We start from the raw sequence: 25,203 nt of genomic DNA, 5'->3' as shown, positions 1-25,203 counted from the left end.
ATGGCTGGTGACGCGCCGGGTGCGGCGCAGAGCGGCTCGCCAGTCATGCTTGACTGGCTATATAGCAGCGCGAATAAGCCTCTGCCAGTTAGATGACGTGATTATTTGGAAAATACAGGGAAGTTTAATTACAAAGTAGTAAGCGATTGGCTACATGCTTTTGAAAATAACGTGGCGGGTGGAAAATGGACGGAACAGCGAAGTGTTCCGTCCGTTGTTTTCAGTGTGAATCCTTGTGTTGTTCGTCGAGCGCCTTGTTCTGCCAGCCGTCGTTGCCCGGCAGCAACAGGTTGAGGACGATGGCGACGATGGCGCACAGGGCGATGCCCTTCAGGCCGATGTCGTCGGGGCCGGTACCGCTGCCGATCAGCACGCCGCCGATGCCGAACACCAGGGTCACCGAGACGATCACCAGGTTGCGTGCTTCCGAGAGATCGACCTTGTGCCGGATCAGGGTGTTCATGCCGACCGAGGCGATGGTGCCGAACAGCAGGCAGAGGATGCCGCCCATCACCGGTACCGGGATGCTTTGCAGGATCGCGCCGAACTTGCCGACGAAGGCCAGGGTGATGGCGATCACCGCCGCCCAGGTCATGATCTTCGGGTTGTAGTTCTTGGTCAGCATCACTGCGCCGGTGACTTCCGCGTAGGTGGTGTTGGGCGGTCCGCCGAACAGGCCGGCAGCCGAGGTGGCCAGGCCGTCGCCGAGGAGAGTGCGGTGCAGGCCGGGCTTCTTCAGGTAGTCCTGGCCGGTGACGCCGCCCACCGCGATGACCCCGCCGATATGCTCAATGGCCGGGGCCAGGGCCACCGGGACGATGAACAGGATCGCCTGCCAGTTGAATTCCGGCGCGGTGAATTTCGGCAGTTCCAGCCAGGGTGCGGCGACGATCGCGGCGGTGTCGACCACGCCGAAGACGAACGACAGGGCGAAGCCGACCAGCACGCCGGCGATGATCGGCACCAGGCGGAATATACCCTTGCCGAATACCGCCACCACCAGGGTGGTGAGCAGCGCCGGCATCGAGATCATCATCGCGGTGCGGTACGGCAGCAACTCGCTGCCGTCGCCGGCCTTGCCCATCGCCATGTTCGCCGCAATCGGCGCCATCGCCAGGCCGATCGAGATGATCACCGGGCCGATCACCACCGGCGGCAGCAGTTTATCGATGAAGCCGGTGCCCTTGATCTTCACCGCCAGGCCCATGAAGGTGTAGACGAAGCCGGCGGCGACCACCCCGCCCATGGTCGCGGCCAGGCCGAACTGGCCCTTGGCGAGGATGATCGGGGTGATGAAGGCGAAGCTGGAGGCGAGGAACACCGGTACCTGGCGCCCGGTCACCAATTGGAACAGCAGGGTCCCGAGGCCGGCGGTGAACAGCGCGACGTTGGGATCCAGACCGGTGATCAGCGGCATCAGCACCAGCGCGCCGAAGGCGACGAACAGCATCTGCGCGCCTGACAGCACCTGGCGCCAGAGCGGCTCCTGGAAGGCATCGCCCATGTTCAGGCTTCCTTCTGCTTGGTACCGAAGATCTTGTCGCCGGCGTCGCCCAGGCCCGGAATGATGTAGCCGTTCTCGTCGAGCTTCTCGTCGATCGAGGCGGTATAGATGATCACGTCCGGGTGGGCCTTGCGTACCGCCTCGATGCCCTCGGGGGCGGCGACCAGCACCATGGCGCGGATTTCCTTGCTGCCGGCCTTCTTCAGCAGGTCGATGGTGGCGACCATCGAGCCACCGGTGGCGAGCATCGGGTCGATGATCAGCGAGCGGCGCTCGGCGATGTCCGGCGCCAGTTTTTCCAGGTAGGTGCGTGCTTCCAGGGTCTCTTCGTTGCGGGCGACGCCGACCGCGCTGACCTTGGCGCCGGGAATCAGGCTGAGCACGCCGTCGAGCATGCCGATGCCGGCGCGCAGGATCGGCACCACGGTGATCTTCTTCCCGGAGATCTTCTCCACCGTCACCGGGCCGGCCCATCCGGGAATTTCGTACTGTTCCAGGGGCAGGTCCTTGGTCGCCTCGTAGGTCAGCAGGGCGCCGACTTCCTGGGCCAGTTCGCGGAAGTTCTTGGTGCTGATATCGGCACGGCGCATCAGGCCCAGTTTGTGGCGGATGAGGGGGTGGCGGATCTCATGTACGGGCATGGGCGACTGTCTCCAACGGGGGCGGGCAAAAAAATTGCGCTAGCGTAATGCATTCCGCACAGTCTGGACCATTATTCTGATTCGCACTCGACCGCCGGGGGTTGCCCGATGGCGACCGGATGAGTACCTTTGCCGACTTTTTCTCAGCCCAGCCAGGGAGAAGCACCATGTCCGTCGATCTCGCGCACATCCGCCAAGTCATGGCGGAAGCCGACTGCCTGTTCAACAACGACGAGGTCGAGGCAGCCATCGGTCGCGTCGCCGAGGCGATCAACCGCGATCTCGGCGAGACCAACCCGGTGGTCTTCTGCGTGATGAACGGCGGCCTGATCTTCTCCGGCAAGCTGCTCCCGCTGCTCGACTTCCCCCTCGAACTGTCCTACCTGCATGCGACCCGTTACCGCAACGAGACCTCCGGCGGCGAACTGTTCTGGAAGGCCAAGCCGGAAATCTCCTTCATCGACCGTGACGTGCTGATCATCGACGACATCCTCGACGAAGGGCACACCCTCTCGGCGATCATCGACTTCTGCAAGCATGCCGGCGCACGCGCGGTGCACACCGCCGTACTGGTGGACAAGGAACACGAGCGCAAGGCCCGGCCCGACCTCAAGGCCAGCTTCACCGGCCTCTACTGCGCCGACCGCTACGTGTTCGGCTACGGCATGGACTACAAGGGCTACTGGCGCAACGCCGCGGGCATCTTCGCGGTCAAGGGGCTCTGAGATGGCCGGACCGCGCTACCTCGACCAGCAATTGTTCGCCGAACTGGCGAGCGGGGCGGGTAACGCGCCGCGTGGTCGCCAGCATCACAACTTCCACCGCATGGAGGAGCCCTGCCACCGCATGGCGGTGGGCCTCCAGCCGAATACCTACATCCCGCCGCACCGGCACCTGGATGCGGGCAAGGCCGAGGCGCTGATCGTGCTCAAGGGCCGTCTCGGCCTGCTGGTCTTCGCCGAGGACGGGGAACTCCTCGACAAGCGCGAGTTGAGCGCCGCTGGGGACTGCCCCGGTGTCGACCTGCCGCCCGGGGTGTTCCATGCCCTGGTGGTGCTGGAGCCGGACAGCATCCTGTTCGAATGCAAGGCCGGGCCTTACCGCCCGCTCGGCGAAGGCGAGTTCGCCAGTTGGGCGCCTGCCGAAGGCAGCGCCGATGCGCCGGCCTACCGGGACTGGATGCGCGCCCAGTTCGCCTGAGCGCTTCGCTTCGGCGGCGGGTCGGCAGCCATGCTAGAGTGCCGGCTCGCCCTGTCCGGAGGTCCCGATGTTCGCCCGTAGCCTGTGCGGCTCCCTGCTCCTGTTCGTCAGTCTGGCCGGCCTGGCCGCCGAGAATCCCCCGATGCACGCGCGCTTCCTGCCGCCCGACGACGGCCAGTTGCGCCAGGAGGCGCCGGAGCAGCAGCAACTGATCCAGATCACCGAGTACAGCGTGGTGCTGGGCAACCAGCGGCAGTCCAACCAGCAGCCGATCCCGATCACCACGCCGACCCTGCTGCGCCTGAAGGGCAAACCGCTGAGCAAGGGCGCGACCCTGGCCCAGGTGCTGATCCAGTTCGACAGCGAAGGCAAGAGCCTGAAGAAGCCGGTCTACGATGCCGGGACCCGCACCCTCACGCTCAACTACCCGTTGGCGCAGTACCCGGCGTTGCTCGACCTGCTGCGCAACCAGACGGTCTATTGCCAGTTCCTCGCCTATCCCAACGGCCATGTCTGGGCGGACCTGCACACCGGCGCGGTACGCGCGCGTTGAGCCTCGCCGCGCGCCGGGAGTAAACTGCCTGGCCTTATCCCGCGCCGGGCGAGCCCGGCCCCAGAGCCGTTGAGAGAAAGCGATGCGCAAAGACAAGAAACAGATCATTGGCGAAGAGATCAGTGACGAGTCGATCAAGCTGTTCCTCGGCGTCGAGCCGGCCGACGACACCCCCCCCTCGCTGCACAAGCTGATCAAGGCCTATCGCGGTCTGCGCATCGACGACTTCGAGCGCTTCCTCACCTTCTTCCGCGAGGCCGGCTACGATCTCGACGCGCGCGACGCCAAGGGCAACGACTTCGTCGCCCTGGTCGCCGACCAGCGCCAGGCCGTGCCCTACATCGAAGCGCTGCAGGCGGCCAAGGGCGCCTGAGCCGGCCATGCAGCGAAAAGCCCGCCCTTCGGCGGGTTTTTTCGTTGCGCGGTCCGCCGAGTCACGCCCGTCGGAGAACGCCAGCATCCGAATGGCGGCTGGTGGTGGCAAGGGTCGATAGACGCCGCGCGGGCCCCGCCGCGGTCGCGGATCGCCAGGGCGGCGGGGAAGGGCGAATGGCCAGGACTGCGTTATTCGCTCTGCGAGAGGCTGCCTGTCGGCTGCTGCTTTTCTACACTCACAGGAAAAACAGCCTGCTGAGGTTCCCATGTACGTCCAGCCCTACGTCTGCTTCAACGGCCGTTGCGAAGAGGCCTTGCGTTTCTATGAACACGCCATCGGTGCCAGGGTGAGTTTCCTGTTCCGTTTCGACGAGGCGCCCGGTCCGGTGGTGGTGCCCGAAGGCTGGTGCGACAAGGTGATGCACGCCAACCTGCAGATCGGCGACAGCCAGATCATGGCCTCGGACGGGCACGGGCCGGCGTTGCAGCCGATCTCCGGGATTTCCCTTTCACTGAATACCCGCGACCCGCAGCAGGCGCGGCGCTGCTATGACGCCTTGCTGGAGGACGGCGGGCGGGTCGAGCTGGAGTTGGGCAAGACCTTCTGGTCGCCCTGTTTCGGTACCCTGGTGGACCGTTTCGGGGTGTCCTGGATGATCAATTGCGAGGCCGGCGCCTGACTCCACAAATGAAAAAGCCGCCCGAAGGCGGCTTGTTCCATAGCGCGCGGCTCACTCGGCGTTGACCGGGGCCTGCACGTCGTTCTTCGCGGTCAGTTCCAGCACCTCGCTGCAACGGCTGCTGACGCTGCGGTACAGCTCGGCGTCGCTTTCCAGCTCTTTCTCGCGAGCCGGGAAGATTTCCTTCAGCTTGGCGCTCCACTCCGGCGAGCGGGCCTGCTCCGGGAAGCAGCGCTCGATCAGGCCGAGCATGATCGAGACGGTCACCGAGGCGCCCGGCGAGGCGCCCAGCAGGGCGGCGATGGAGCCGTCGTGGGCGGCCACCAGCTCGGTGCCGAACTGCAGGATGCCGCCTTTCTTCGGATCCTTCTTGATGATCTGCACGCGCTGGCCGGCGACTTCCAGGCGCCAGTCCTCGGCCCTGGCTTCGGGGTAGAACTTGCGCAGGGCTTCCAGGCGCTGTTCCGGCGATTGCATGACCTGGCCGATCAGGTAGCGGGTCAGGTCCATGTTGTCGCGGGCCACCGAGAGCATCGGCAGGATGTTGCCCGGGCGTACCGACAGCGGCAGGTCGAGGAACGAGCCATGGCGCAGGAACTTGGTGGAGAAACCGGCATAGGGGCCGAACAGCAGGGATTTCTTGCCGTCCACCACACGGGTGTCCAGGTGCGGCACGGACATCGGCGGCGAGCCGACCTCGGCCTGGCTGTAGACCTTGGCCTGGTGCTGCTTGACGATTTCCGGGTTGTCGCAGCGCAGCCACTGGCCGCTCACCGGGAAACCACCGAAGCCCTTGCCTTCCGGGATGCCGGAAAGTTGCAGGAGCGGCAGGGCGCCGCCGCCGGCGCCGAGGAAGACGAAGCGTGCCTGGATCTCGCGGTCGCCGCCGTTGCGGGTGTCCTTGACGGTGACCCGCCAGCCGTTATCGGCGCGGCGCAGGTGGGTGACCTTCTGGTTGTAGCGGATCTGCGCGCCCGGCTGTTGCGCCAGGTGTTGCAGGAGCTGGTTGGTCAGGGCGCCGAAGTTGACGTCGGTACCGCCCTCGACGCGGGTCGCGGCGATCGCTTCGTCGGCCGGACGACCCGGCATCATCAGCGGCATCCACTCGGCGAGGGTGGCCTTGTCCTCGGAGTAGACCATGGTCTCGAAAGCGTGGTGCTTCGTCAGCGATTCGAAGCGCTTCTTCAGGTAGGCGATGCCTTCGCTGCCGCGCACGAAGCTCAGATGCGGTACCGGGTTGATGAAGGTCTTCGGCGAGCCGAAGGTGCCCTTGGCGACCAGGTGCGACCAGAACTGCTTCGACACCTCGAACATGGTGTTGATGCCCACGGCTTTCTTGATGTCGATGCTGCCGTCGGCCGACTGCGGGGTGTAGTTCAGCTCGCACAGGCCGGCGTGGCCGGTGCCCGCGTTGTTCCACGGGTTGGAGCTTTCGATCGCGCCGGACTCCTGGAGTTCGACGACTTCCATCTTCAGGTTGGGGTCGAGTTCCTTGAGCAGGACCGCCAGGGTCGCGCTCATGATGCCGGCGCCTACCAGCAGCATGTCGACTGTTTCGTGATCGTTTTGCGCCATTAACGCTTCTCCAAAATCTTCAGCACCAAATTGACGACAGACGGGGCGGGGCCGAGGCCGGTACGGGCCGGCAGGCAGCGGCGGAGGGAGCCGTCATGTCCGATTCTTCGCAACAACGGCGGGACGCCGGGCGTCATCGCCTATGGATGCCGGGCGCGGGGCTGGCGATCTGGCAGCCTGGCTGGCCCATGCGGGCATCCGGTCGTGCAAGCACATTCGCGACGGAACGGGCCGTCAGGCTCTGGTCATGAGGTATCCGCTGCGGTCGCGTCTGCGGGGGGCTGTTTCAAGCGCTAATGGCGCACTTACCGACGCAAAACTCTTCATTGCTCGCCACACTCTCGTGAAGTAGTGAAATACCTTCGATCCACGCTCTTTTGGAGACATGGGCCGGAAGGGCTCGTCTGTCGCGGGCATGCCTTCGCAGAATCGTGCGGGGTCATGCGGCATTCCTTGCCGAAAAACTCGCTACAGGCGTTTCAGGGCGTCTGCCTCATGGGGCAGCGCTCTACTGGCGGCTCTCTGTGGGGGGATGGCGCGGGGGCCGGAACCCGATCAGGAGGCGTCCTTATAATCGGGGGGCGATTATAACGGTGAAAATCAAAAAATACCCCGCTCCTTAGACTTTTTTCCCATTCCCGGTCACGAAGTGCCCGCCGGCGAAAGCCCCCTGGGACAATCCGCCGCGCCGTATCTGCCAAACGCCGGGCATGCGTGCCCTGCGCCACCTGCCACAGGCGAGGAACCGCGCCCCGTGGCGAACGTCCAAGGCAATGCTGCGGTGCTTTCGCGGCGCCGTTATACTGCCGGCCATTCGTGCCCAACCCATGGAGAGATGAGCATGCTGCATCGCCTGTTGCTCAGCCTGATGACCGCAAGCGCCCTGGTTCTCGGCGGCTGCGCCCTGAGCCCGCAACAACTGGACCCGCAACCGGTCCTTAAAGGACCGTTGACCGCAGTCGGCCATGGCCAGCCGGTGGTGGTCAAGGTGGTCGATGGCCGTCCCGGCCCGTCCCTGGGCACTCGCGGCGGCCTCTACGCCGATACCAGCACCCTGACCGTCCGTAGCGAGGACGTGGTGCCCAAGCTCCAGGCCCAGGCCGAGACGGCCGTGCGCCTGCTCGGCTACACGCCTTCGGCCAACGCCTACAACGCGCCGCAACTGACCCTGACCCTGGCCGAGCTGAAGTACCAGTCGCCGAAGGACGGCGTCTACGTCACCCAGGCCGACATCACCGCGACCTTCCGCGCCGACGTGCAGAACAGCAGCCGGCGCTACACCGGTCGCTATGGCGCCTCGCTGAACCAGCGCTTCGGCATGGCGCCGAACCAGGCGACCAACAGCAAGCTGGTCAGCGAGGTGCTCAGCGACGCCCTGACCCGCGTATTCAAGGACCCGACCATCGCTCAGACCCTCGGCCAGCAATGAGCCGGCGGTAACGAGAAAGCCCGGCGGATGCCGGGCTTTTTCATGCGCTCGGGAAACTCAGGCGGCCTGGTGGAACGGGTCCGGCTCGCCGATGCTGATGCGTTCGTCGGTCTCAGGCAGGTCGAGGTGTTCATGGCCGCAGGCGGTGCAGTACACCAGCCAGCGGTCGTCCTGGACATTGAAGGAAAGATCGACGATCACGGCCTCGATCTCGTCCAGGTGGTCGATCAGATAGTTATGTTCGTGGGGTGCGGTTTCCAGCATGACGACTCTCCTGTGTTGTCGTTTGCCTGGGTGGGGTTCTGTGACCGGCAAAGCACTTTCAGACTAGTCGGTCACTCTGGCGAGGCCGCGCCTTTTTTAGACGGATTGCTGCTAACCGCTGCGCTTCGTCGCGACAACCCGGGTGCCGCTGGCCGTCGCTCATGCATTCTGGATAGAATTCGACCAGTCCTTCCCTGCCGTCCCCGACGGTCCGTCCTGTCATCAGCTCACCCAAGGCGTTATTCGGTAGCCCCGGCGTGTGGTCCTGTTGCGGAGGTTATCGATGTCCTTGCAAGCCTTGTGGGCGCTGTTCCTCGCCCATCCCGCCCAGGCCGTGAACGGCCTTGCGCTGTTCTTCGGTGTCGCCGGCGCCTGGCTGCTGCTGGCCACCCGCGCACGCGAGCGTCGCGCCCTGGCGCGCTGGGCCGCGGAGGGCGAGGCGGGGGAGGCGGCATTGCCGATGGACGAGGCGACCCTGCGGATCAACCTGTTCTTCTACCGATTCGGCACCGCCTGCCTGGGCCTGGCGCTGCTGGTCAGCTGGGCCAGCACGCGGCTCTGAGAGCCCTGCCTCGGCGAGCCGAACCGCACGCGGATAAGCGTATCGCGGTTATCCGTCCATCGCCTGCGGGTTCGAAGCCGTTGCCCGATGGAGAAGCCCGGCGGCGCCGGGCTTTCGTCTTCAGGATTGCTGCTTGATCCGGTATTGGTTGAGCACCGGGTTGGCGTATTGCAGCACCAGCCAGGGGCGCTGCTCGGCCGGGCATTGCTCCAGGCGGCGGTTCCATTCCTTGCGCGCCTTCTCCAGCTCCTCGCTGCCGAACAGGCTCTCGGCCGTGGGGACGGCGAGGCCCGGGTCGCGGTTCTCGCTCATCTCGTAGGCCAGGTAGTGCACCGGGAACAGACGGTAGTTGCCGAGGATCTGCCGGTCCAGTTCGGCGGCCAGCTGCTTGGCGTCGCTGAACTCGCCCTCCAGCTCGGCGCCGAAGTTGATGTGCACGCGGCCCTTGTAGCCGGTGATGCCCAGGGCGATGCTGGCATCGTCCTCGCCCGGCGCCTTGCGGTACTCGCCGGTGCTGGCGCGGGTGTGCAACTCGCGGGCCTTGGCCAGATCGCAGGGGTCGTATTCGTAGCTGATCGACACCGGGATGAAATGCAGGGCGCGCACCATTTCGGCGAAGGGTTCGTCCTTGCGGCTCATGTGGAACATCTTGAGGATCGCCGAGTCGGTACGGTCGTCGCCGTCCTTGGCCCGCCCTTCGGCCTGGGCGATCCACACCGACTGGCGGTCCTCGCGGATCGAGTGGTTGATGTAGGCGGAGAGCGTCTGGTAGGCGGCGAGCTTCTCGCGCCGGCCGCTCAGCGAACGGTGCACGATGAAGCTCTTGTTCAGGCGCATCAGGTCGCTGACGAAGGATTTCTGCAGCAGGTTGTCGCCGATGGCGATGCGCGGGGTCGGCAGGCCGGCGTGGTACACGGCGTAGTTGACGAAGGCCGGGTCCATCACGATATCGCGGTGGTTGGCGATGAACAGGTAGGCGCAGCCTGGCTTGAGGCGATTGACCCCGGAGTAGGTGACGCCATCGGTGGCCTTCTCGATGGTGTGGTCGACGTAGGGCTCGAACTTGTCCTGCAGCGTGGCGACGCTGCGGATGCCGGTGACCTCGCGGGCCAGGCGATGGGCTATAAGAGGTTTGAGCAGCCAACCGAGGGGACCGGCCAGGCGCGGGAAGCGGTAGCGGACCAGGGCGCCGAGGAAGGCGTCGTCGCTCAGGAGGCGTTGCAATACCGCGGGGACTTCGGCGTCACTGTAGGGTCGGATGGCTTCGAACTCGCCCATCATGCTTTCTGGTTCCATATGGATGCTGCGAAGGCCGCCCAAGGGGGTGGCCGAAAATTGAACCGCGCGATTATAAACGGAACTCATAGGGGGTGCAGCGATGCTCGAAAGCCAGGCCTATAGCTGCCCTTACTGCGGGGAACCGGCCGAGGCGCTGCTCGACCTGAGCGCCGGCGACCAGCAGTACTACGAGGACTGCCCGGTGTGCTGCCGGCCGATCCTGTTCGACCTGCGCACCGATGGGCAGGACTGGTCACTGAACGTCCGCCGGGAGGATGACTGATGCAGCGCGTATATGAGCCGGCCGACCTGCTGGAGGCCGAGATGCTGGTGGGAATGCTCGCCAGCGAAGGGATCGCCGCCCATGTCAGCGGCCGCCACCTGGTCGGCGCCATCGGCGAACTGCCGCCTGGCGGACTGCTGGCGTTGTTGGTGGCGGACGGGCAGACGGAGCGGGCGCGAGAACTGATCCTCGCCTACAACGCCGCCGCCCCGTTGGCCGAGGAGCCGCCGGAGCCCTGCGGCCCCGGCAGCCTGTTGTGTTGAGGCGGCCGCCGCTCAGTCGGCCGCCAGTTCGAAGACCTGCCAGCGCACCGAGCTGACGCCCTTCTCCAGGCTGACCCGGCTGACCAGGCGTTCCAGCTGCGCCGGAGCTTCGGGGGTGCCGAGCAGTTCGGCGCGGACTTCCAGCTTGGCCGGGTTGTCCAGATCCTCGCTGTGCAGCGATTGCAGGCGCAGGTCGCTGCTGCCGAGGCTGTGCAGCATCAGGCTGCGAACCTGGATCTCGTCCTCGGCGCGGCAGACGATCTGCACTTCGTAGCGTTGCTCGGCCTCGCTGGCCGGCAACACGTCCTGGCGGTTCAGGCGTTGGGCGATGTCGCGCAACAGGATGTTGGCGCAGAGCACCACCAGGCTGCCGAGCGTGGCCTCCAGCAGCAGGCCCATGCTGCACAGGACGCCGATGGCGGCGGTGCACCAGAGGGTGGCTGCGGTGTTCAGGCCGCGCACGTTGAGGCCGTCGCGCATGATCACGCCGCCGCCGAGGAAGCCGATCCCGGAGACTACATAGGCGGCGATCCGTGAAGCGTCGCCGGCCAGGCCGGGCACGCCCTGGGTCATCAGCACGAACAGGCAGGCGCCAGTGCTGACCAGCGCGTTGGTGCGCAGGCCGGTGAGGCGTTGGCGCAGCTGGCGTTCGGCGCCGATCAGGGCGCCCAGGGCCAGCGCGACCGCGACGCGCAGGAGAAATACTTTCCAATCCATGTTTCACCTCGTTGCCGGCCGACGGCCGGAGCTGGCGCGGGCCGACGGTCCGCGCGGATAAGGGACGATGGATTGCGCAGGACCGCGGCTTCCCGCTGCGCGTTGGCGCGAGGGAAGGGACACGAAGGGAAAATGGGGATGCGTCATCCCGGACGGGATGCGGATCGCCACTGTCCGCCATGTTCGGCGAGGCAGTGGCAGAGGGTTCTGCTGGACTAGCTCGCCGGATGGACCTGTCGCAATCGACTAGGGCTGTTGTCCAATGCAGGACTCCTGTGCGGGTTACAGAATGCGGGCGGCACCTTAAGCCTGGAGGATAGGCGCGTCAAGTTAAGATTGGGTTTCATTCAGCTTGCGTTCGGCAAGGCCAGTGTGGCGCTTCGGGTTACACTGTGCGGCTTTCCCTCACCAGGCAGTGCCAAGCATGAGTGGTCGTTACGCCCTGTTCCGCTGGAATCTGTCGCTGGCGGCCCTGCCGGGCTTTCCGGCGGATTGGCGGGCGCAGTGGAACATTTCTCCGGCGAACCAGGTGCTGATGGTTCGCGAGGACGCCGGTGCGCGCCGCGCCGACCTGGCGCGCTGGGGGCTGACCCCGGCCTGGCTCACCGACCTGTCGCGTACGCCCAGCCACGCACGGGCGGAAACCCTCGCCGAGCAACCGATGTTCCGCGAGGCGTTCCAGCAGCGCCGCTGCCTGCTGCCGGCCAACGGCTTCTATGAATGGCGCGGGGTGCGTAAGCGTCCGTACTGGGTCTCCACCGGCGAGCGCCTGTTGTTCTTCGCCGGCATCTGGGAGGCCTATCCGGTGCATGGGCAAACCTGGCTCAGCGTGGCCCAGGTATCCCAGGCGGCCGCCGAGTTCCGCCGGCCGCTGCTGCTCGACGAGGCCGAGCAGGATACCTGGCTGGCTCCGGACACGCCGCTGCCGGCGCTGATAAGCCTGCTCGCCAAGCCCCAGCCGAACCTGCGCAGCGTGGCCCTGGCCGGCTTCGTCAACAAGCCTGAAGCCGACGGGCCGGAGTGCCTGACCCCGGCCTGACGCTAGACCCTGAACTGATTCACCAGGCGCCGCTGCTGCTCGGCCAGGCGGGTCAGCTCGGCGCTGGCCTGCGAGGCCTCGTCGGCGCCGCCGGCCACCTGGTTGGCGACCTGGCCGATGTTGGCGACGTTGCGGTTGATGTCCTCGGCCACCGCGCTCTGCTCCTCGGCGGCGCTGGCGATCTGGGTGTTCATGTCGTTGATCACCGATACCGCCTGGGTGATCGACTCCAGCGCCTCGGCCGCCTGGCGCGCATGGCGCACGCTGTCGTCGGTGCGCTCCTGGCTGTCCTGCATGACCTTCACCACGTCGCGGGTGCCCTGCTGCAACTGCTGGATCATGCTCTGGATTTCTTCGGTGGCCTGCTGGGTCTTCTGCGCCAGGTTGCGTACCTCGTCGGCCACCACCGCGAAACCGCGACCCTGCTCGCCGGCGCGGGCGGCCTCGATGGCGGCGTTGAGGGCGAGCAGGTTGGTCTGCTCGGCGATACCGCGGATCGCCACCAGGATCGCGTTGATGTTTTCGCTGTCCTTGGCCAGGTTCTGCACCACTCCGACCGCGCGGCCAATCTCGCTGGCCAGGGCCTGGATCGCCGCCGAGCTGCTTTCGACGATCTGCTTGCCCTGGTGCGCGGCCTGGTCCGCGTGGTTGGCTGCCTCGGCGGCGTGGGTGGCGTTGCGCGCCACGTCCTGGGCGGTGGCGGTCATCTCGTGGACCGCGGTGGCCACCAGTTCGATCTCCGCCAGTTGCTGCTGCACGCCCTGGTTGGTGCGGATGGCGATGTCGGCGGTGTGCTCCGAGGAGTCGCTGACCTTCTGCACCGATTGCACCACCTGGCCGATCATGTTCTGCAGTTTGCCAAGGAAGGTATTGAAGCCCTTGGCGATGGAGCCCAGCTCGTCGGCGCGCTCGCTGCTCAGGCGGCGGGTGAGGTCGCCTTCGCCCTGGGCGATGTCGTCGAGCATGCCGACCAATTGGCGCAGCGGCCGGGCGATGCCGTAGCCGACCAGCCAGACCACCAGCAGGCCGAGGGCCGCTACCACCAGGCCGGCCAGGCTCATGCCGAGGATATCCTGCTGGCGCTGGTCGCTCAGCTCGCCCTGGAGTTGCTGCAGTTCGCCGAATACCGCCGCCTGGGGAATCTGCAGCATGAGGGTCCAGCGCACGCCGCTGTCGGCGATGGTGAAAGGCAGGAACAGCTCGATGTGGCCGTGCTCGGCGTCGATGTCGTAGAGCGGCTGGTCGACCGTGAGGTTCTTCAGGTTGTCCACTTCGTTGCCGTCGAGGACGCTGCCGGCGGGCTCGCCGAGCTTGCTGTCGTCGCGGGTGTAGGCCACCAGGCGGCCGTTGCTGGCGATCAGCGCCATTTCCCCGGCGCCATCGTAGAGCTGCTGGTCGGCGCGCTTGAGCAGGTCCTGGATGAAGGCCAGCGAGAGGTCGGCACCGACTGCGCCGCGGAACTGGTCACCGACCATGATCGGCACGTTGAAGGACGACATCATCACGGTCTTGCCGCCCATTTCGTAAGGGGCCGGGTCGATGATGCAGGGACGCTTGTTCTCTTTCGGACAGGCATAGAACTCGTTCTCGCGCACCCCGGTGGGCAGCAGCTTTTCGCTATCGATGCTGTCGGCCATGGCCTCCACGATCGGCTTGCCGTCGGCGCCGCGATACCACCAGGGCAGGTAGCGGCCGTCCGGGCCGTAGCCCTTGCCGGGTTGCCCGGCGAAGGCGGCATCGGTATCGAAGGCATTGGGTTCCCAGGCCATGAAGGTGTCGAGCAGCTTGGGGTTGTTCTGCACGGTGCTGCGCAGCAGCGCGGAGATTTCGTCGCGGCTGGCGTTCAGCTGCGGCATGCCGTCGGCGCCCGGCTCGCCGAGCAGGCGGGTGCTGTTGGCCAGGCCGTGGACCACCGTCAGCGGATACTCCAGCTCGCGCTGGATCTGGCTGACCTGGGCGCGGGCCAGGGCCACCAGGCGCTCGTTGATGACCTTCTCCAGCAGGCCCTGGGTGCGTTGCTGCACCAGCTCCTGCGTTCGCGCGCCGGCGAACAGGGCGTACAGCACCAGCACCACGACGACGCTTAGAACGCTGGCGCCGGCGAGGGCGGCGACAGAAAACTGGATCGACTTGAGCTTCATGATGGGACTTCTGACCCTTGTTGGAATTGTCTCTGAGGAGCTTATCGGCAGGAGGACGGCAAATCCTTAATCGGCCGTCGGAGATTTCCTCGCCAACGGCTGTTGCCGGCGTTCGAGGCGCGGCCTACCATGCGCTCGGCCTTCAGAGGAGAACAAAGGACCATGGCTCATCCCTTCCGATTCGCCACCCTCGCCGGCGCGCTGCTGCTCGCCGGTTGCCAGGCAGTGAACACCACCAGTGGCGGCGCCGTCGGCGTCGACCGCAAGCAATATATGTTCAGCATGTTGTCCAGCCAGGAAGTCGACCAGATGTACGCCCAGTCGTACCAGAAGACTCTCGGCGAGGCGAAAAGCGCCGGCGTGCTCGATACCAGCAGCGCCGACGCGCGGCGAGTCAAGGCGATCGCCCAGCGGCTGATCCCGCAGACCGCCGCCTTCCGCCCGGACGCCACCGGCTGGAACTGGGAAGTCAATGTGGTGAAGAGCGACGAGCTCAACGCCAACTGCGGTCCCGGCGGCAAGATCATTTTCTACACCGGGCTGATCGACAAGCTGAAGCTCACCGACGACGAGATAGCCGCGGTGATGGGCCACGAGATCGCCCACGCCCTGCGCGAGCATGGGCGCGAGGCCATGTCCAAGGCCTACGGCGTGCAGGTGGCCAGCCAGATCGGCGCCCTGGCCGGCCTCGGCCAGGAAAGCCTGCAGCTGGCCAATACCGGCGTCGACTACCTGATGACCCTGCCCAACAGTCGTGCCAACGAGAACGAAGCCGACCTGATCGGTCTCGAGCTGGCCGCCCGCGCCGGCTACAACCCGGAAGCGGCGATCACCCTCTGGCAGAAGATGGGCAGGGCCAGCGGCGGCGCCAGCCAGCCCGAGTTCACCAGCACCCACCCCTCCGACAGTTCGCGGATGGCCAATCTCCAGGCCGCGATTCCCAAGGTGATGCCGCTGTACCAGCAGGCCAGGCGCGGCAAGTGAGGCCAGGGCGCGCGGTCGCGGGGGGCGGCCGGCGCGCCGACAGGCTTACCATCGGAAACGCCTGTTGTGTATTTCCGTAACCTGCTGTTTGGTATCTCGCCGGTGTTCGGCCTAGACTGCTGGCCGACCCGCTTGCGGGACCCGTGGACGAACAGCCACTCTCACGCCCTGGAGCTCATGTGAAATACGCCGTACTCGGAGCCACCGGCCTGCTGGGACATCACGCCGCGCGCGCCATCAGGGCCGCCGGTCACGATCTGGTGCTGATCCACCGTCCTTCTTCGCAGATCCAGCGTCTCGCCTATCTGGAGCCCGAGTGCCGGGTCGCCGAGATGCTCGACCACGCCGGCCTGGAACGCGCCCTGCGCGGCCTCGACGGGGTGATCTTTAGCGCCGGCTACTATCCTTCGCGGCCGCGCCGCTGGCAGGAGGAAGTGGCCAGCGCGCTGGGCCAGACCAACCCGTTCTATGCCGCCTGCCTGCAGGCCAGGGTGCCGCGCATCCTCTATGTCGGTTCGGCATATGCCATGCCCCGCCATCCCCAGGGACTACCGGGCCACGAGGGGTTGTTCTACGACAGCCTGCCGAGCGGCAAGAGTTCCTACGTGCTGTGCAAATGGGCGCTCGACGAGCAGGCCCGGGAGCAGGCGCGCAACGGCCTGCCGGTGGTGATCGGGATTCCCGGCATGGTACTCGGCGAACTGGACATCGGCCCGACTACCGGGCGCGTGATCACCGCCATCGGCAATGGCGAGATGACCCACTACGTCGCCGGCCAGCGTAACGTCATCGATGCCGCCGAAGCCGGGCGCGGACTGCTGATGGCCCTTGAGCGCGGGCGTATCGGCGAGCGCTACCTGCTGACCGGGCACAACCTGGAAATGGCCGACCTGACCCGGCGCATCGCCGAGCTGCTCGGCCAGCCTGCGCCGCAGCCGATGTCGATGGCCATGGCTCGCGCGCTGGCCACCCTGGGCCGCTTGCGCTACCGGGTCAGCGGCCAGTTGCCGCTGCTCGACGAAACCGCCATCGAGGTGATGGCTGGCGGGCAGTTCCTCGATGGACGCAAGGCCCGCGAGGAACTCGGCTTCTTCTCCACCACCGCCCTCGACGACACCCTGCTGCGCGCCATCGACTGGTTCCGCGACAACGGCTATTTCAATGCCTAGGACGGTTGGCTAGGGCAGCGCTTTTTCCGCGAAGGGTCGGGTCTGCAGTCCCAGCTGGGCGCGAAAGCTCTCCATGTCGAACATGGTGCACAGCTCCTGCAACTGGCCCTGCGGGTTGAACACCCAGAAGCCCATCGCGGAAATGCTCAGCACCTTGTCGCTGGCCGGATAGCCCAGGGTCGGCCGGACGATGGTGCCGATCAGCGTGCTCCAGGTGAACACCTTGCGTTCCTCGCCGATGCAGTCTTCGACCACGACCTCCAGGTCCGGCATCGCCGTGCGGATGTCCTGCAGCAGGCGGATATAGCCGGCGGTATCCAGGGGACGGCCGATGAACGAGCTTTTGTAGAGGAAATCCTTGCTGTGCAACTGCTCCACCAACGCCATGCGGCCCTTGTTCCAGGACAGCTCGATGTGATGGCGGGCGAGTCGTTTCAGGTCGTGTGAGGGCATCTCCGGCTCTCGAGGGCGAGTGGTGGGGCAGGCATCCGGTGCCTGCCTGAACTGTAGCCGTTCCTATGCATTTTGCATTGGCCGCCCAGCCATCCCGGGCCCGGCGGCGCAGTCCTTCAGAGCCAGCCGGTCAATTGCGCGGCGTGCCAGGCGGCGTACAGGCCAAGTGCGGCGAAGGCGGCCGCGGCCAGGCGGCGGATCAGGGTCAGCGGCAGCTTGTCGGCGGCCAGGTTGCCGATCAGTACCACCGGTACGTTGGCGATCAGCATGCCCAGGGTGGTGCCGATCACCACCAGCCAGAAATGCGGATACTGGGCGGCCAGCATGACCGTGGCGACCTGGGTCTTGTCGCCCATCTCGGCGAGGAAGAACGCGATCAGGGTGGTGAGGAAGGGGCCGTATTTCTTCAGTCCGGACTCTTCGTCGTCGAGCTTGTCCGGTACCAGCGTCCACAGGGCGACGGCGATGAAGGAGGCGGCGAGGATCCAACTGAGGGTGGCTTCCGAGAAGAAGCTGGCGACCCAGGCGCCCACCGCGCCGGCAGCGAAATGGTTGGCCAGGGTGGCGGCGACGATGCCGGCGATGATCGGCCACGGCTTGCGGAAACGCGCCGCGAGCAGGAGTGCCAGCAACTGGGTCTTGTCGCCGATTTCCGCGAGGGCAACGATGAGGGTAGGGACGAACAGCGATTCCATCAGGCTTCCTAAGGGGCGGGTCGACCAATCACCATGACACGCGCCATCTGCCCGCCCCGGGTCAGATCGTGCGTGTCATAGGTCTTGTCAAACCCTTGGCCTGTCTGGGCAGGCTTGGGTCGCGCGCGCCATGGTCTGCGGACCAAGTGTGTTGACGCGTGCCGGGCGAGGCCGGTGCGGCGCTCGCGGGAGACTACTCCCCTAGGACGGGGCGCATTCTGCCCAAGCCGGGCGGCTTGGGCAAGCCCGGGACGGAAACTTTCGTCCGGGAGGGCGGCGAGGGAGCCTGATCGCAAGGAAACGTGCCGGCATCCGCAGCGATCCGCGAGGAATCGCTGGGCGGCAGGGTGAGTCAGGTATTGGTCGGGCTGACGTCCATTTCTTGGTAGCGAACGAAGCGTGCGCGCTTCTTCCAGCGGTATCCCAGCCAGATCGCCAGGAACAGCGGCAGGCTGATATAGGTGGCGAGGAGGCCGATCCAGTCGATGCGTTCGCCCACCAGCGCCTGGTAGTTCTGCCCGAGGGTGATGACCATGCACAGGGCGAAGGCGAACAGCGGCCCGAAGGGGAACAGCTTGGCCCGGTAGGGCAGGTCTTCCAGGCGGCCGCCCTGGGCCAGGTAACCCTTGCGGAAGCGATAGTGGGAGATGGCGATGCCCAGCCAGGCGATGAAGCCGCACATGCCCGAGGTGTTCAGCAGCCATGTGTAGACGGTGCTGTCGCCGAAGGCCGAAGTGAGGAAGCACAGGGCGCCGACCAGGGTAGTGGCGTACAGCGCGTTGCGTGGCACGCCGCTGCGCGAGACGCGGGAGAACAGGCGCGGTGCCTTGCCCTCGAGGGCGAGGTTGTAGAGCATCCGGGTCGAGGCGTACATGCCGGAGTTGCCGGCGGAGAGGATCGCCGAGAGGATCACTGCGTTCATCACCCCGGCCGCCGCGGCGAAGCCGGCGCGCTCGAAGAGCAGGGTGAAGGGCGACACGCTGATGTCGCTGGCATCGTTCTTCAGCAGGTTCGGGTCGGTGTAGGGAATCAGCATGCCGATCACGAAGATCGCCAGGATGTAGAACATCAGGATGCGCCAGAACACCTGGCGAATGGCGATCGGGATGTTCTTCCGCGGATTTTCCGATTCACCGGCGGCGATGCCGATCAGTTCGGTGCCCTGGAACGAGAAGCCGGCGATCATCGCCACCCCGACCATCGCCTGGAAGCCGCCGACGAAGGGCGCGTCGCCCATGGTGAAGTTGCTGAAGCCGGGCGACTCCACGCCATGCATGATGCCGAAGATGGTCGCCAGGCCGACGCCGATGAAGATCACCACCGTGACTACCTTGATCAGGGCGAACCAGAATTCGCTCTCGCCGAAGCCGCGCGCGGAAATCACGTTGAGGCCGAACATGATGCCCAGGAAGATCGCGCTCCAGTAGATGCCCGGCACCTCGGGGAACCAGAAACTCATCACCAGTTGCGCCGCCACCAGTTCCGCGGCGATGGTCACCGCCCAGTTGTACCAGTAGTTCCAGCCGAGGGCGAAACCGAAGCCATCTTCGACGAACCGGCTGCCATAGGTGCAGAACGAGCCGGAAACGGGCATGTAGGCGGCCATCTCGCCGAGACTGGTCATGAGGAAGTACACCATCAGCCCGATCAGTGCGTAGGAAAGCAGCGCACCGCCGGGCCCGGCGGTGGCCACTGTGGCCCCGGAGGCGACGAACAGCCCGGTGCCGATGGAGCCGCCGATGGCGATCATGTTCAGGTGGCGCGGCTTGAGCACCCGCCGCAATTGCTGGCCCTGGCTGGCGTTCAGGTCAGTCATCGGCGGCCTCCCGGCGGGTGGCCACGGAAGGGTCTGGCTGCGGGCGTGCGGGCAGGGAGAGGAAAAGCTTCATTCACAGGGTTCCAGGCAGAAATCAGGAGCGACGGGCGGAGTAGATGCGGAAACCGTCGCCTTCGGCGAGTGTCCGGCAGGGGCCGAGGTGGCGTTCGATCAACGGCGGGTACTTCAGGAAGCTGTTGGCGACCAGGCGCAGTTCGCCGCCCGGCGCCAGGTGCTCGGCGGCGCGTTGCAGCAGGCGCTCGGAGGCCTGGTAGTCGGTGTGCACGCCCTGGTGGAAGGGCGGGTTGCTGACGATCGCGGCGAGTTCGCGCGGCGCGCCGTCGATGCCGTCGGCGGCGATCACTTCGCCGTCCAGGCCGTTGGCGGCGAGGGTCAGTCGGCTGCTCTCGACAGCGAAGGCGTCGACGTCGAGCAGGCTCAGGCGACTGGCGGGGTAGCGACGCTTGAGGACCGCCCCGAGTACCCCGGCACCGCAGCCGAAGTCCAGCAGATGGCCGCCGGGCAGGGCTTGCAGTTGCCCCAGCAGCAGCGCGCTGCCGCGATCCAGGCGGCCATGGCTGAACACCCCCGGCAGGCTCACCACCTGCAGCTCGCCATCGGCCAGCGGCAGGCTGTAGCGCTGGGCCAGGGCGTGCAGGTCGGGCTCGGCCGGCGCCTGTTCGATACGCACCTGCCAGAGCTGGCAATGCCGCGCGCTATCCAGTTTGCGGGGCTTGCCGTAGGCGGCCAACTGCTTGCTCGCGCGCTCGATCCCGCCGCGCTTTTCGCCGACCAGGAAGAGTTCGCCGCCGGGCAGGCGGGCGGCCAGGCTGGCCAGCAGGTAGTCGGTCAGTTCGCGGGACTTGGGCAGGAACAGAACGGCCGAAGTCCAGGCGCCGGTCGGCGCGCGCGTGTCGAAACGGCTACGGTCGGGGAAGCGGGCGTCCAACTGCGCCTGCTCGCCGGCGTGCCAGCTCCAGCCCTGGGCCTGCGGTAGCTCGGCGAGCAGGTCGTCGGCGGGCAGGCCGGCCAGCAGCAGCGGGGTCGCGAAGAGGTGGCGCTGGCGCAGCAGCACTTCACTGCGAGGGTCCATGCGGGCTCCGGAAAAAATGGGAAATCTTAACAGGCTTGGGCCTGGCATACCCGCATGGATTGTCGGCGAGGATCGCCGTTCATCCGTGCGCGGTGCCCGCAGCGCCGTATCAGCCGGCGTTGACTACCCGCAGGGCGCGCCCGGCCTTCCATGCCTCTGCGTTTTCCGCCAGTTGGCCGACGATGCGCTGCCGCGCCTCGCGACTGCCCCAGGCGTTATGGGGGGTGACGATCAGGCGCGGGATGTCGGGGGCCAGCAGCGGATTGCCGTTTCTCGGCGGCTCGACGCTGAGCACGTCGGTGGCGGCGCCGCCCAGGTGGCCGCCGCGCAGGGCGTCGGCTAGCGCCTGTTCGTCGACCAGGCCGCCACGGGCGGTATTGACCAGGAAGGCGCCAGGCTTCATCAGCGCCAGTTCGGCGGCGCCGAGCATCCCGCGGGTGTCCTCGGTCAGCGGGCAGTGCAGGGTCAGGGCGTCGACCCGTGGCAGGAGTTCGCCAAGCGGCAGGCGGTCCGCCCGGGCGGGCCGTCCTGGCAACTGACCGAGCAGCACACGCATGCCGAACGCCTCCGCCAGCCTCGCCACCGCCCCGCCCAGTTCGCCATGGCCGAGCAGGCCGAGGGTCTTGCCTTCCAGTTCGACGATGGGGAAGTCCAGCAGGCAGAACTGGCTGGATTGCTGCCAGCGGCCGCCGCGTACCGCCTGCTGGTAGTCCGGCAGGCGCGTAGCCAGGGCCAGCAGCAGCGCGAGGGTGTGCTGGGCTACCGAGGGCGTGCCGTAGCCATGGCAGTTGGCGACGACGATACCGCGCTCGCGAGCGGCAGCGAGATCGATGTTGTTGGTGCCGGTAGCGCTGACCAGGATCAGTTCCAGCTCTGGGCAGGCGGCGATGCATTGCGCGTCGATCGGCGCCTTGTTGCTGATCGCGACCCGCGCACCGTGCAGCCGCGCGGCGACTTCCTGCGGTTGGCTGGCGGCATGCAGTTGCAGCTCGTCGAAGGCGGCGTGCAGGGGGCGCATGTCCAGATCGCCGAGGTCGAGGGAGGCATGGTCGAGGAAAACGGCGCGCAGGGCATGGCTCATGGACGGTTCCTTGGCGGCAGCGGACGGGGGCTGCCTAGCCTAGCAAACCCGCGTGCCAGGGAGGTCTTCCGGTTTTCTTGACAGTGATTATCCAGAAAGTATTGTTGGTTTTTTGACGGTATTACATATTTAACCTCTGTAGTGTCATTTTTGAGTCACTCCGACGAACGGTCGCCCTTTCAAGTGGACAATTTTTGATCTGAAAGGCATTTTTTTGGCACACAAGGCGCAATGTGAATTGCTTCTCAGATTTTCGTCATTTAACTGACGAAATGCAGTGCTGGAAAACTGACGTGCGCCACGCAGATAGGGAGATTTTCATGGTCCGTCCGGATAGCCAGCGCGGCAAGCGCACCTCTTCGAAAGCTGGTAGGGAAGGGCGTTTCGTCCTTGCCGCCAGCAGCACCCTCATGTTCGCCATCGCCAGCATCAACGCGGCCATGGCGGCACCTACCGGTGCCCAGTTCAACCCCAACGAGATCAAGATCAGCCAGCAGGGCAAGACCACGCTGATCGACCAGAGCACCCAGCGCGCGATCATCAACTGGAAGGGCTTCGACGTCTCCGCCGACGAGGCGGTGCGCTTCAACCAGCCCGGCGTGACCTCGTCGACCCTGAACCGGGTCACCGCAGGCCAGGAAAGTGTGATCGCCGGGCGCATCTCCGCGCCCGGCCAGGTGATCATCTACAACTCCAACGGCGTGGTATTCAGCGGCTCGGCCAAGGTCGACGTGGGCTCCCTGATCACCACCACGGCGAACATCAGCGACGAACACTTCCGCCAGGGCAAGCTGATCTTCGACCAGCCCGGAAACCCCGACGCGCGGATCGTCAACGACGGCAGCATCAGCGTCGCGGAGAAAGGCCTGGCGGCCTTCGTCGCGCCGTCCGTGGCCAACAACGGCGTGATCAACGCCCGTCTCGGCACCGTGGCGATGGCCGCCGGCAACGCCGCGACCATCGACCTCTACGGCGATGGCCTGGTGTCCATCGCCGTGACCGACCCGGTTACCCGCAAGCCGCAGGATGCCCAGGCGCTGGTCAGCAACGGCGGCGCGATCCAGGCCGACGGCGGTAGCGTGCTGATCACCGCCGAGCAGGCTTCCCGGGTGGTCGACAACGCGGTCAACCTGTCCGGCGTGATCCTCGCCCGCGGTACCGAGGTGCGCGAGGGCAGCGTGGCGCTGGTAAGCAAGTCCGGGGACATCCAGGTCGCCGGCAAGATCGACGTCAGCGGTCCGAAGAGCGGCGGCGACGTGCTGGTCAGCGGGCAGCAGGTGGCCCTGGCGAGCACCGCCAGCATCGACGCCCGCGGCGCCGCACAGGGCGGCAGCGTGCGCATCGGCGGCGACTTCCAGGGCCGCGGCGAGCTGCCACGAGCGAAGAACGCTACGCTGGCCAAGGGCGCCAGCATCGACGTCTCGGCTACCGGCAAGGGCAATGGCGGCCTGGCGGTGGTCTGGTCCGACGGCAATACCCGCATGGACGGGCGGATCCTCGCGCGCGGCGGCGCCCAGGGCGGCAACGGCGGCCTGGTGGAGACCTCCGGCAAGGTCAACCTGAGCATCGCCGACAGCGCCTACGTCAGCGTCGCCGCACCCTACGGCAACGGTGGCACCTGGCTGCTCGACCCGACCACCCTGCGCATCGTCGCATCCGGCGGCACCTCAGGTTCGGTGGGGGGCGCCAACGGCGCCAGCGGCGACGCGACGGTGAATGCCTCGGTGGTTACCGGGGCGCTGGCAGGCGGCAAGGTGACCCTCAGCGCCAGCGACCGGCTGTCGGTGGAAGCGCCGCTGATCACCAGCAACCTGGGCGGCGCCAGTCGCGGCCTGGAGCTGATCGCCACCGGACCTGCCGGTGCGGTGGATATCTCTGCGCCGATCCTGTTCCGCAACGGCAGCCTGGCAATCCGCGCCGGCGGCAACATCAGCTTCCTCAGCGGCGGCACGCCGCAGACCAGCGGCATCGTCGACCTGGGCAGCGGCACCCTGTGGATGCAGACCAGCACCGCCGGCAAGATCAGCCAGCAGGCCGGTACCGCATTGATCGCCGCCAACCTCGCCGGCCGCGCCGGTAGCATCGACCTGGCTTCCTGGGACAACTACGCCGGCAACCTGGCGCTGCAGACCTTCAACGGTACGCTCAAGTACCGGCAGAGCAACGCCACCGGTGTGACCACGAGCGGCACGGTGTTCGATCCGTTCATCAACCAGAGCATGACCGGCACCGCGCAGAACATCGTCTCCAGCGTCGGTACGCGGATTCTCGAGGCCAACAGCGTCGGCACCACCGGCAACTACACGCTGACCGCCGACGGCAACAGCGAGTTCGACCGCCTGGTGTTCACCGCGCTGCCCTATCGGCGGGTCAGCGGTTCCGCCAGCTTCCCGACCAACGACTCGTCGGACTATCTGGTGACCAACCTGCGCTACCAGGTCAACGGCAGCAACGTCACCGCCACCCCGAACGGCGGTGCGCCCAGCGGGTTCACCGTCGCCGCCGGCAACGGCAGCGTCACCACCTGGACCGGAAACTGGGGCACCAGTTGGGGCGTCAAGGGCTTCGGCGGCGTGATCGGCGTGACCGACGAGCTGCAGTACGACGTCGGCACCGGCCTGACCGAGGAACTGATCTTCGGCCTCGGCGGCAAGACCAGCCGCGTCGATACCCGCCTGGACCTGTTCATGCGCGAGGGAGCGTTCAACAGCTTCGCCGAGCGCGCCCAGGTGGAGATGTTCAAGACCACCACCACTGCCGGCGACATCCTTTCCCGCCAGCAGACCGCCACCCTGACCGCCAATGACGCTACCCGCGTCTACGGTGATGTGAATCCGACTCTGACGGCCACGATGTCCGGCATCAACGCCATCGACGCCTACGTCAACAGCCAGTTCAACGACCTCTACCAGGCGACCGCCAGCACCACGGCGACCCAGGCGTCGAACGTCGGGCAGTACGCGATCACCGGTAACGCCAATGGCAGCGAGTATTTCAGCCAGCGTTACCAACTGGTGCGCCAGGACGGCAAGCTGACCGTCACGCCGGCGCAATTGATCGTCAGCGCCGACGCCAAGACCAAGGTCTATGGCGACGCCGATCCGACCCTTACCTACCAGGTCAGTGGCCTGAAGAACAGCGATACCGCCGCTGGCGTGCTGAGCGGCAACCTCGGCCGGGTGGCCGGGGAGAACGTCGGCAACTACGGGATACTCCAGGGCGGGCTGGGCCTCAACACGGCCAATTACACCCTCAGCTACGTCGGCAACGACCTGCGCATCACCCCGGCACAACTGAACGTGATCGCCGATGCCAAGACCAAGGTCTACGGCGACCTGGATCCGGCGCTGACCTACCAGGTCTCCGGTCTCAAGCGCGGCGATACCGCCGGTGCCGTGCTCAACGGCG

Annotated in this window: 24 protein-coding genes, 1 pseudogene and 1 riboswitch; of the genes and pseudogenes, 13 read left to right on the top strand and 12 right to left on the bottom strand. The window is 66.3% G+C overall.

Going from position 1 to position 25,203, the window contains the following annotated elements; all coding sequences use genetic code 11:
• Positions 1 to 220 precede the first annotated feature (220 nt).
• Positions 221 to 1,504: a uracil-xanthine permease family protein gene (locus HMPREF3014_RS27230; protein WP_003094970.1), complete on the bottom strand. Its 1,284-nt coding sequence runs from the start codon at positions 1,502 to 1,504 to the stop codon at positions 221 to 223.
• A gap of 2 nt (positions 1,505 to 1,506) precedes the next feature.
• On the bottom strand, positions 1,507 to 2,145 hold the full coding sequence (gene upp / locus HMPREF3014_RS27225; protein WP_003094968.1) for a uracil phosphoribosyltransferase: 639 nt from the start codon (positions 2,143 to 2,145) through the stop codon (positions 1,507 to 1,509).
• Between the two features lie 167 nt (positions 2,146 to 2,312).
• On the opposite strand from upp, the gene HMPREF3014_RS27220 reads away from it, so the two are divergent.
• The 5 genes from HMPREF3014_RS27220 (at position 2,313) to HMPREF3014_RS27200 (ending at position 4,953) form a co-directional block, all read left to right on the top strand.
• A complete protein-coding gene (locus HMPREF3014_RS27220; protein ID WP_003094967.1) occupies positions 2,313 to 2,870 on the top strand; it encodes a hypoxanthine-guanine phosphoribosyltransferase in 558 nt (185 codons plus the stop codon).
• Between the two features lies 1 nt (position 2,871).
• Positions 2,872 to 3,345, top strand: a complete 474-nt coding sequence (locus HMPREF3014_RS27215) for a WbuC family cupin fold metalloprotein (RefSeq protein WP_003094965.1) — start codon at positions 2,872 to 2,874, stop codon at positions 3,343 to 3,345.
• 67 nt (positions 3,346 to 3,412) lie between these two features.
• The gene (locus tag HMPREF3014_RS27210; RefSeq protein WP_003094962.1) at positions 3,413 to 3,898 is read left to right on the top strand and encodes a hypothetical protein; all 486 of its coding nucleotides are present in this window, start codon (positions 3,413 to 3,415) and stop codon (positions 3,896 to 3,898) included.
• 82 nt (positions 3,899 to 3,980) lie between these two features.
• Positions 3,981 to 4,271 (top strand): PA4642 family protein, encoded by a 291-nt coding sequence (locus HMPREF3014_RS27205; RefSeq protein ID WP_003099343.1) that lies wholly within the window; start codon positions 3,981 to 3,983, stop codon positions 4,269 to 4,271.
• 268 nt (positions 4,272 to 4,539) lie between these two features.
• Entirely contained in the window at positions 4,540 to 4,953 is a 414-nt protein-coding gene (locus tag HMPREF3014_RS27200; protein WP_003094957.1) for a VOC family protein, read from the top strand.
• Between the two features lie 51 nt (positions 4,954 to 5,004).
• Here HMPREF3014_RS27200 and mqo read toward each other — a convergent pair whose 3' ends face one another.
• Positions 5,005 to 6,528, bottom strand: a complete 1,524-nt coding sequence (mqo, locus tag HMPREF3014_RS27195) for a malate dehydrogenase (quinone) (protein ID WP_003099345.1) — start codon at positions 6,526 to 6,528, stop codon at positions 5,005 to 5,007.
• Positions 6,529 to 7,369: 841 nt separating this feature from the next.
• Here mqo and HMPREF3014_RS27190 point away from each other — a divergent pair.
• A complete protein-coding gene (locus HMPREF3014_RS27190; protein ID WP_003094953.1) occupies positions 7,370 to 7,957 on the top strand; it encodes a YajG family lipoprotein in 588 nt (195 codons plus the stop codon).
• A gap of 57 nt (positions 7,958 to 8,014) precedes the next feature.
• On the opposite strand, the gene HMPREF3014_RS35335 is transcribed toward HMPREF3014_RS27190, so the two are convergent.
• The gene (locus HMPREF3014_RS35335) at positions 8,015 to 8,221 is read right to left on the bottom strand and encodes a hypothetical protein (protein WP_003094951.1); all 207 of its coding nucleotides are present in this window, start codon (positions 8,219 to 8,221) and stop codon (positions 8,015 to 8,017) included.
• A gap of 283 nt (positions 8,222 to 8,504) precedes the next feature.
• On the opposite strand from HMPREF3014_RS35335, the gene HMPREF3014_RS27180 reads away from it, so the two are divergent.
• Positions 8,505 to 8,783: a hypothetical protein gene (locus tag HMPREF3014_RS27180; RefSeq protein WP_003114705.1), complete on the top strand. Its 279-nt coding sequence runs from the start codon at positions 8,505 to 8,507 to the stop codon at positions 8,781 to 8,783.
• 120 nt (positions 8,784 to 8,903) lie between these two features.
• Here HMPREF3014_RS27180 and HMPREF3014_RS27175 read toward each other — a convergent pair whose 3' ends face one another.
• Complete coding sequence (locus HMPREF3014_RS27175) at positions 8,904 to 10,064, bottom strand: 1-acyl-sn-glycerol-3-phosphate acyltransferase (protein WP_003099351.1); 1,161 nt, start codon at positions 10,062 to 10,064, stop codon at positions 8,904 to 8,906.
• Positions 10,065 to 10,161: 97 nt separating this feature from the next.
• Between HMPREF3014_RS27175 and HMPREF3014_RS27170 the strand changes: the two genes are divergently transcribed.
• Positions 10,162 to 10,344 carry a CPXCG motif-containing cysteine-rich protein gene (locus HMPREF3014_RS27170; protein WP_003094945.1) on the top strand — a complete coding sequence of 61 codons (183 nt, stop codon included), beginning with the start codon at positions 10,162 to 10,164 and terminating at the stop codon, positions 10,342 to 10,344.
• Positions 10,344 to 10,607 (top strand): putative signal transducing protein, encoded by a 264-nt coding sequence (locus HMPREF3014_RS27165; protein ID WP_009875815.1) that lies wholly within the window; start codon positions 10,344 to 10,346, stop codon positions 10,605 to 10,607. The genes HMPREF3014_RS27170 and HMPREF3014_RS27165 overlap by 1 nt, the downstream gene beginning before the upstream one ends.
• A 12-nt stretch (positions 10,608 to 10,619) precedes the next feature.
• On the opposite strand, the gene HMPREF3014_RS27160 is transcribed toward HMPREF3014_RS27165, so the two are convergent.
• Positions 10,620 to 11,324, bottom strand: coding sequence for an MgtC/SapB family protein (locus HMPREF3014_RS27160; protein WP_003457052.1), 705 nt, complete (start codon positions 11,322 to 11,324; stop codon positions 10,620 to 10,622).
• Positions 11,325 to 11,748: 424 nt separating this feature from the next.
• On the opposite strand from HMPREF3014_RS27160, the gene HMPREF3014_RS27155 reads away from it, so the two are divergent.
• Positions 11,749 to 12,363, top strand: coding sequence for an SOS response-associated peptidase (locus tag HMPREF3014_RS27155; protein ID WP_009875816.1), 615 nt, complete (start codon positions 11,749 to 11,751; stop codon positions 12,361 to 12,363).
• A 2-nt stretch (positions 12,364 to 12,365) separates the two neighbouring features.
• On the opposite strand, the gene HMPREF3014_RS27150 is transcribed toward HMPREF3014_RS27155, so the two are convergent.
• Positions 12,366 to 14,504, bottom strand: a complete 2,139-nt coding sequence (locus HMPREF3014_RS27150; RefSeq protein ID WP_003099358.1) for a methyl-accepting chemotaxis protein — start codon at positions 14,502 to 14,504, stop codon at positions 12,366 to 12,368.
• Between the two features lie 162 nt (positions 14,505 to 14,666).
• On the opposite strand from HMPREF3014_RS27150, the gene HMPREF3014_RS27145 reads away from it, so the two are divergent.
• Positions 14,667 to 15,488, top strand: coding sequence for a M48 family metallopeptidase (locus HMPREF3014_RS27145; RefSeq protein WP_003099360.1), 822 nt, complete (start codon positions 14,667 to 14,669; stop codon positions 15,486 to 15,488).
• A 143-nt stretch (positions 15,489 to 15,631) separates the two neighbouring features.
• Positions 15,632 to 16,657, top strand: a complete 1,026-nt coding sequence (locus tag HMPREF3014_RS27140) for an NAD-dependent epimerase/dehydratase family protein (RefSeq protein WP_003121034.1) — start codon at positions 15,632 to 15,634, stop codon at positions 16,655 to 16,657.
• A 9-nt stretch (positions 16,658 to 16,666) separates the two neighbouring features.
• On the opposite strand, the gene HMPREF3014_RS27135 is transcribed toward HMPREF3014_RS27140, so the two are convergent.
• The 5 genes from HMPREF3014_RS27135 to HMPREF3014_RS27115 all read right to left on the bottom strand — a co-directional run bounded on the left by HMPREF3014_RS27135 (position 16,667) and on the right by HMPREF3014_RS27115 (position 21,795).
• Positions 16,667 to 17,110, bottom strand: a complete 444-nt coding sequence (locus tag HMPREF3014_RS27135; RefSeq protein ID WP_003099368.1) for a nuclear transport factor 2 family protein — start codon at positions 17,108 to 17,110, stop codon at positions 16,667 to 16,669.
• Between the two features lie 116 nt (positions 17,111 to 17,226).
• Positions 17,227 to 17,805 carry a TMEM165/GDT1 family protein gene (locus HMPREF3014_RS27130; protein ID WP_003094926.1) on the bottom strand — a complete coding sequence of 193 codons (579 nt, stop codon included), beginning with the start codon at positions 17,803 to 17,805 and terminating at the stop codon, positions 17,227 to 17,229.
• A gap of 90 nt (positions 17,806 to 17,895) precedes the next feature.
• A riboswitch (yybP-ykoY riboswitch) is annotated at positions 17,896 to 18,019 on the bottom strand.
• Positions 18,020 to 18,157: 138 nt separating this feature from the next.
• Positions 18,158 to 19,621 (bottom strand): amino acid permease, encoded by a 1,464-nt coding sequence (locus tag HMPREF3014_RS27125; protein ID WP_023087815.1) that lies wholly within the window; start codon positions 19,619 to 19,621, stop codon positions 18,158 to 18,160.
• A 94-nt stretch (positions 19,622 to 19,715) separates the two neighbouring features.
• Complete coding sequence (locus tag HMPREF3014_RS27120) at positions 19,716 to 20,714, bottom strand: class I SAM-dependent methyltransferase (protein WP_003117439.1); 999 nt, start codon at positions 20,712 to 20,714, stop codon at positions 19,716 to 19,718.
• Positions 20,715 to 20,823: 109 nt separating this feature from the next.
• Positions 20,824 to 21,795 carry a 2-hydroxyacid dehydrogenase gene (locus HMPREF3014_RS27115; protein ID WP_003146034.1) on the bottom strand — a complete coding sequence of 324 codons (972 nt, stop codon included), beginning with the start codon at positions 21,793 to 21,795 and terminating at the stop codon, positions 20,824 to 20,826.
• Between the two features lie 320 nt (positions 21,796 to 22,115).
• On the opposite strand from HMPREF3014_RS27115, the pseudogene cdrA reads away from it, so the two are divergent.
• Positions 22,116 to 25,203, top strand: a pseudogene (gene cdrA, locus HMPREF3014_RS27110) (two-partner secretion system adhesin CdrA); the annotation flags it as partial.

The sequence above is a fragment of the Pseudomonas sp. HMSC065H01 genome (genome assembly GCF_001815235.1).
Taxonomy (GTDB): domain Bacteria; phylum Pseudomonadota; class Gammaproteobacteria; order Pseudomonadales; family Pseudomonadaceae; genus Pseudomonas; species Pseudomonas aeruginosa.
The sequence above is the reverse complement of the archived record's forward strand: the minus strand, read 5'-3'. Positions and strand labels throughout refer to the sequence as shown.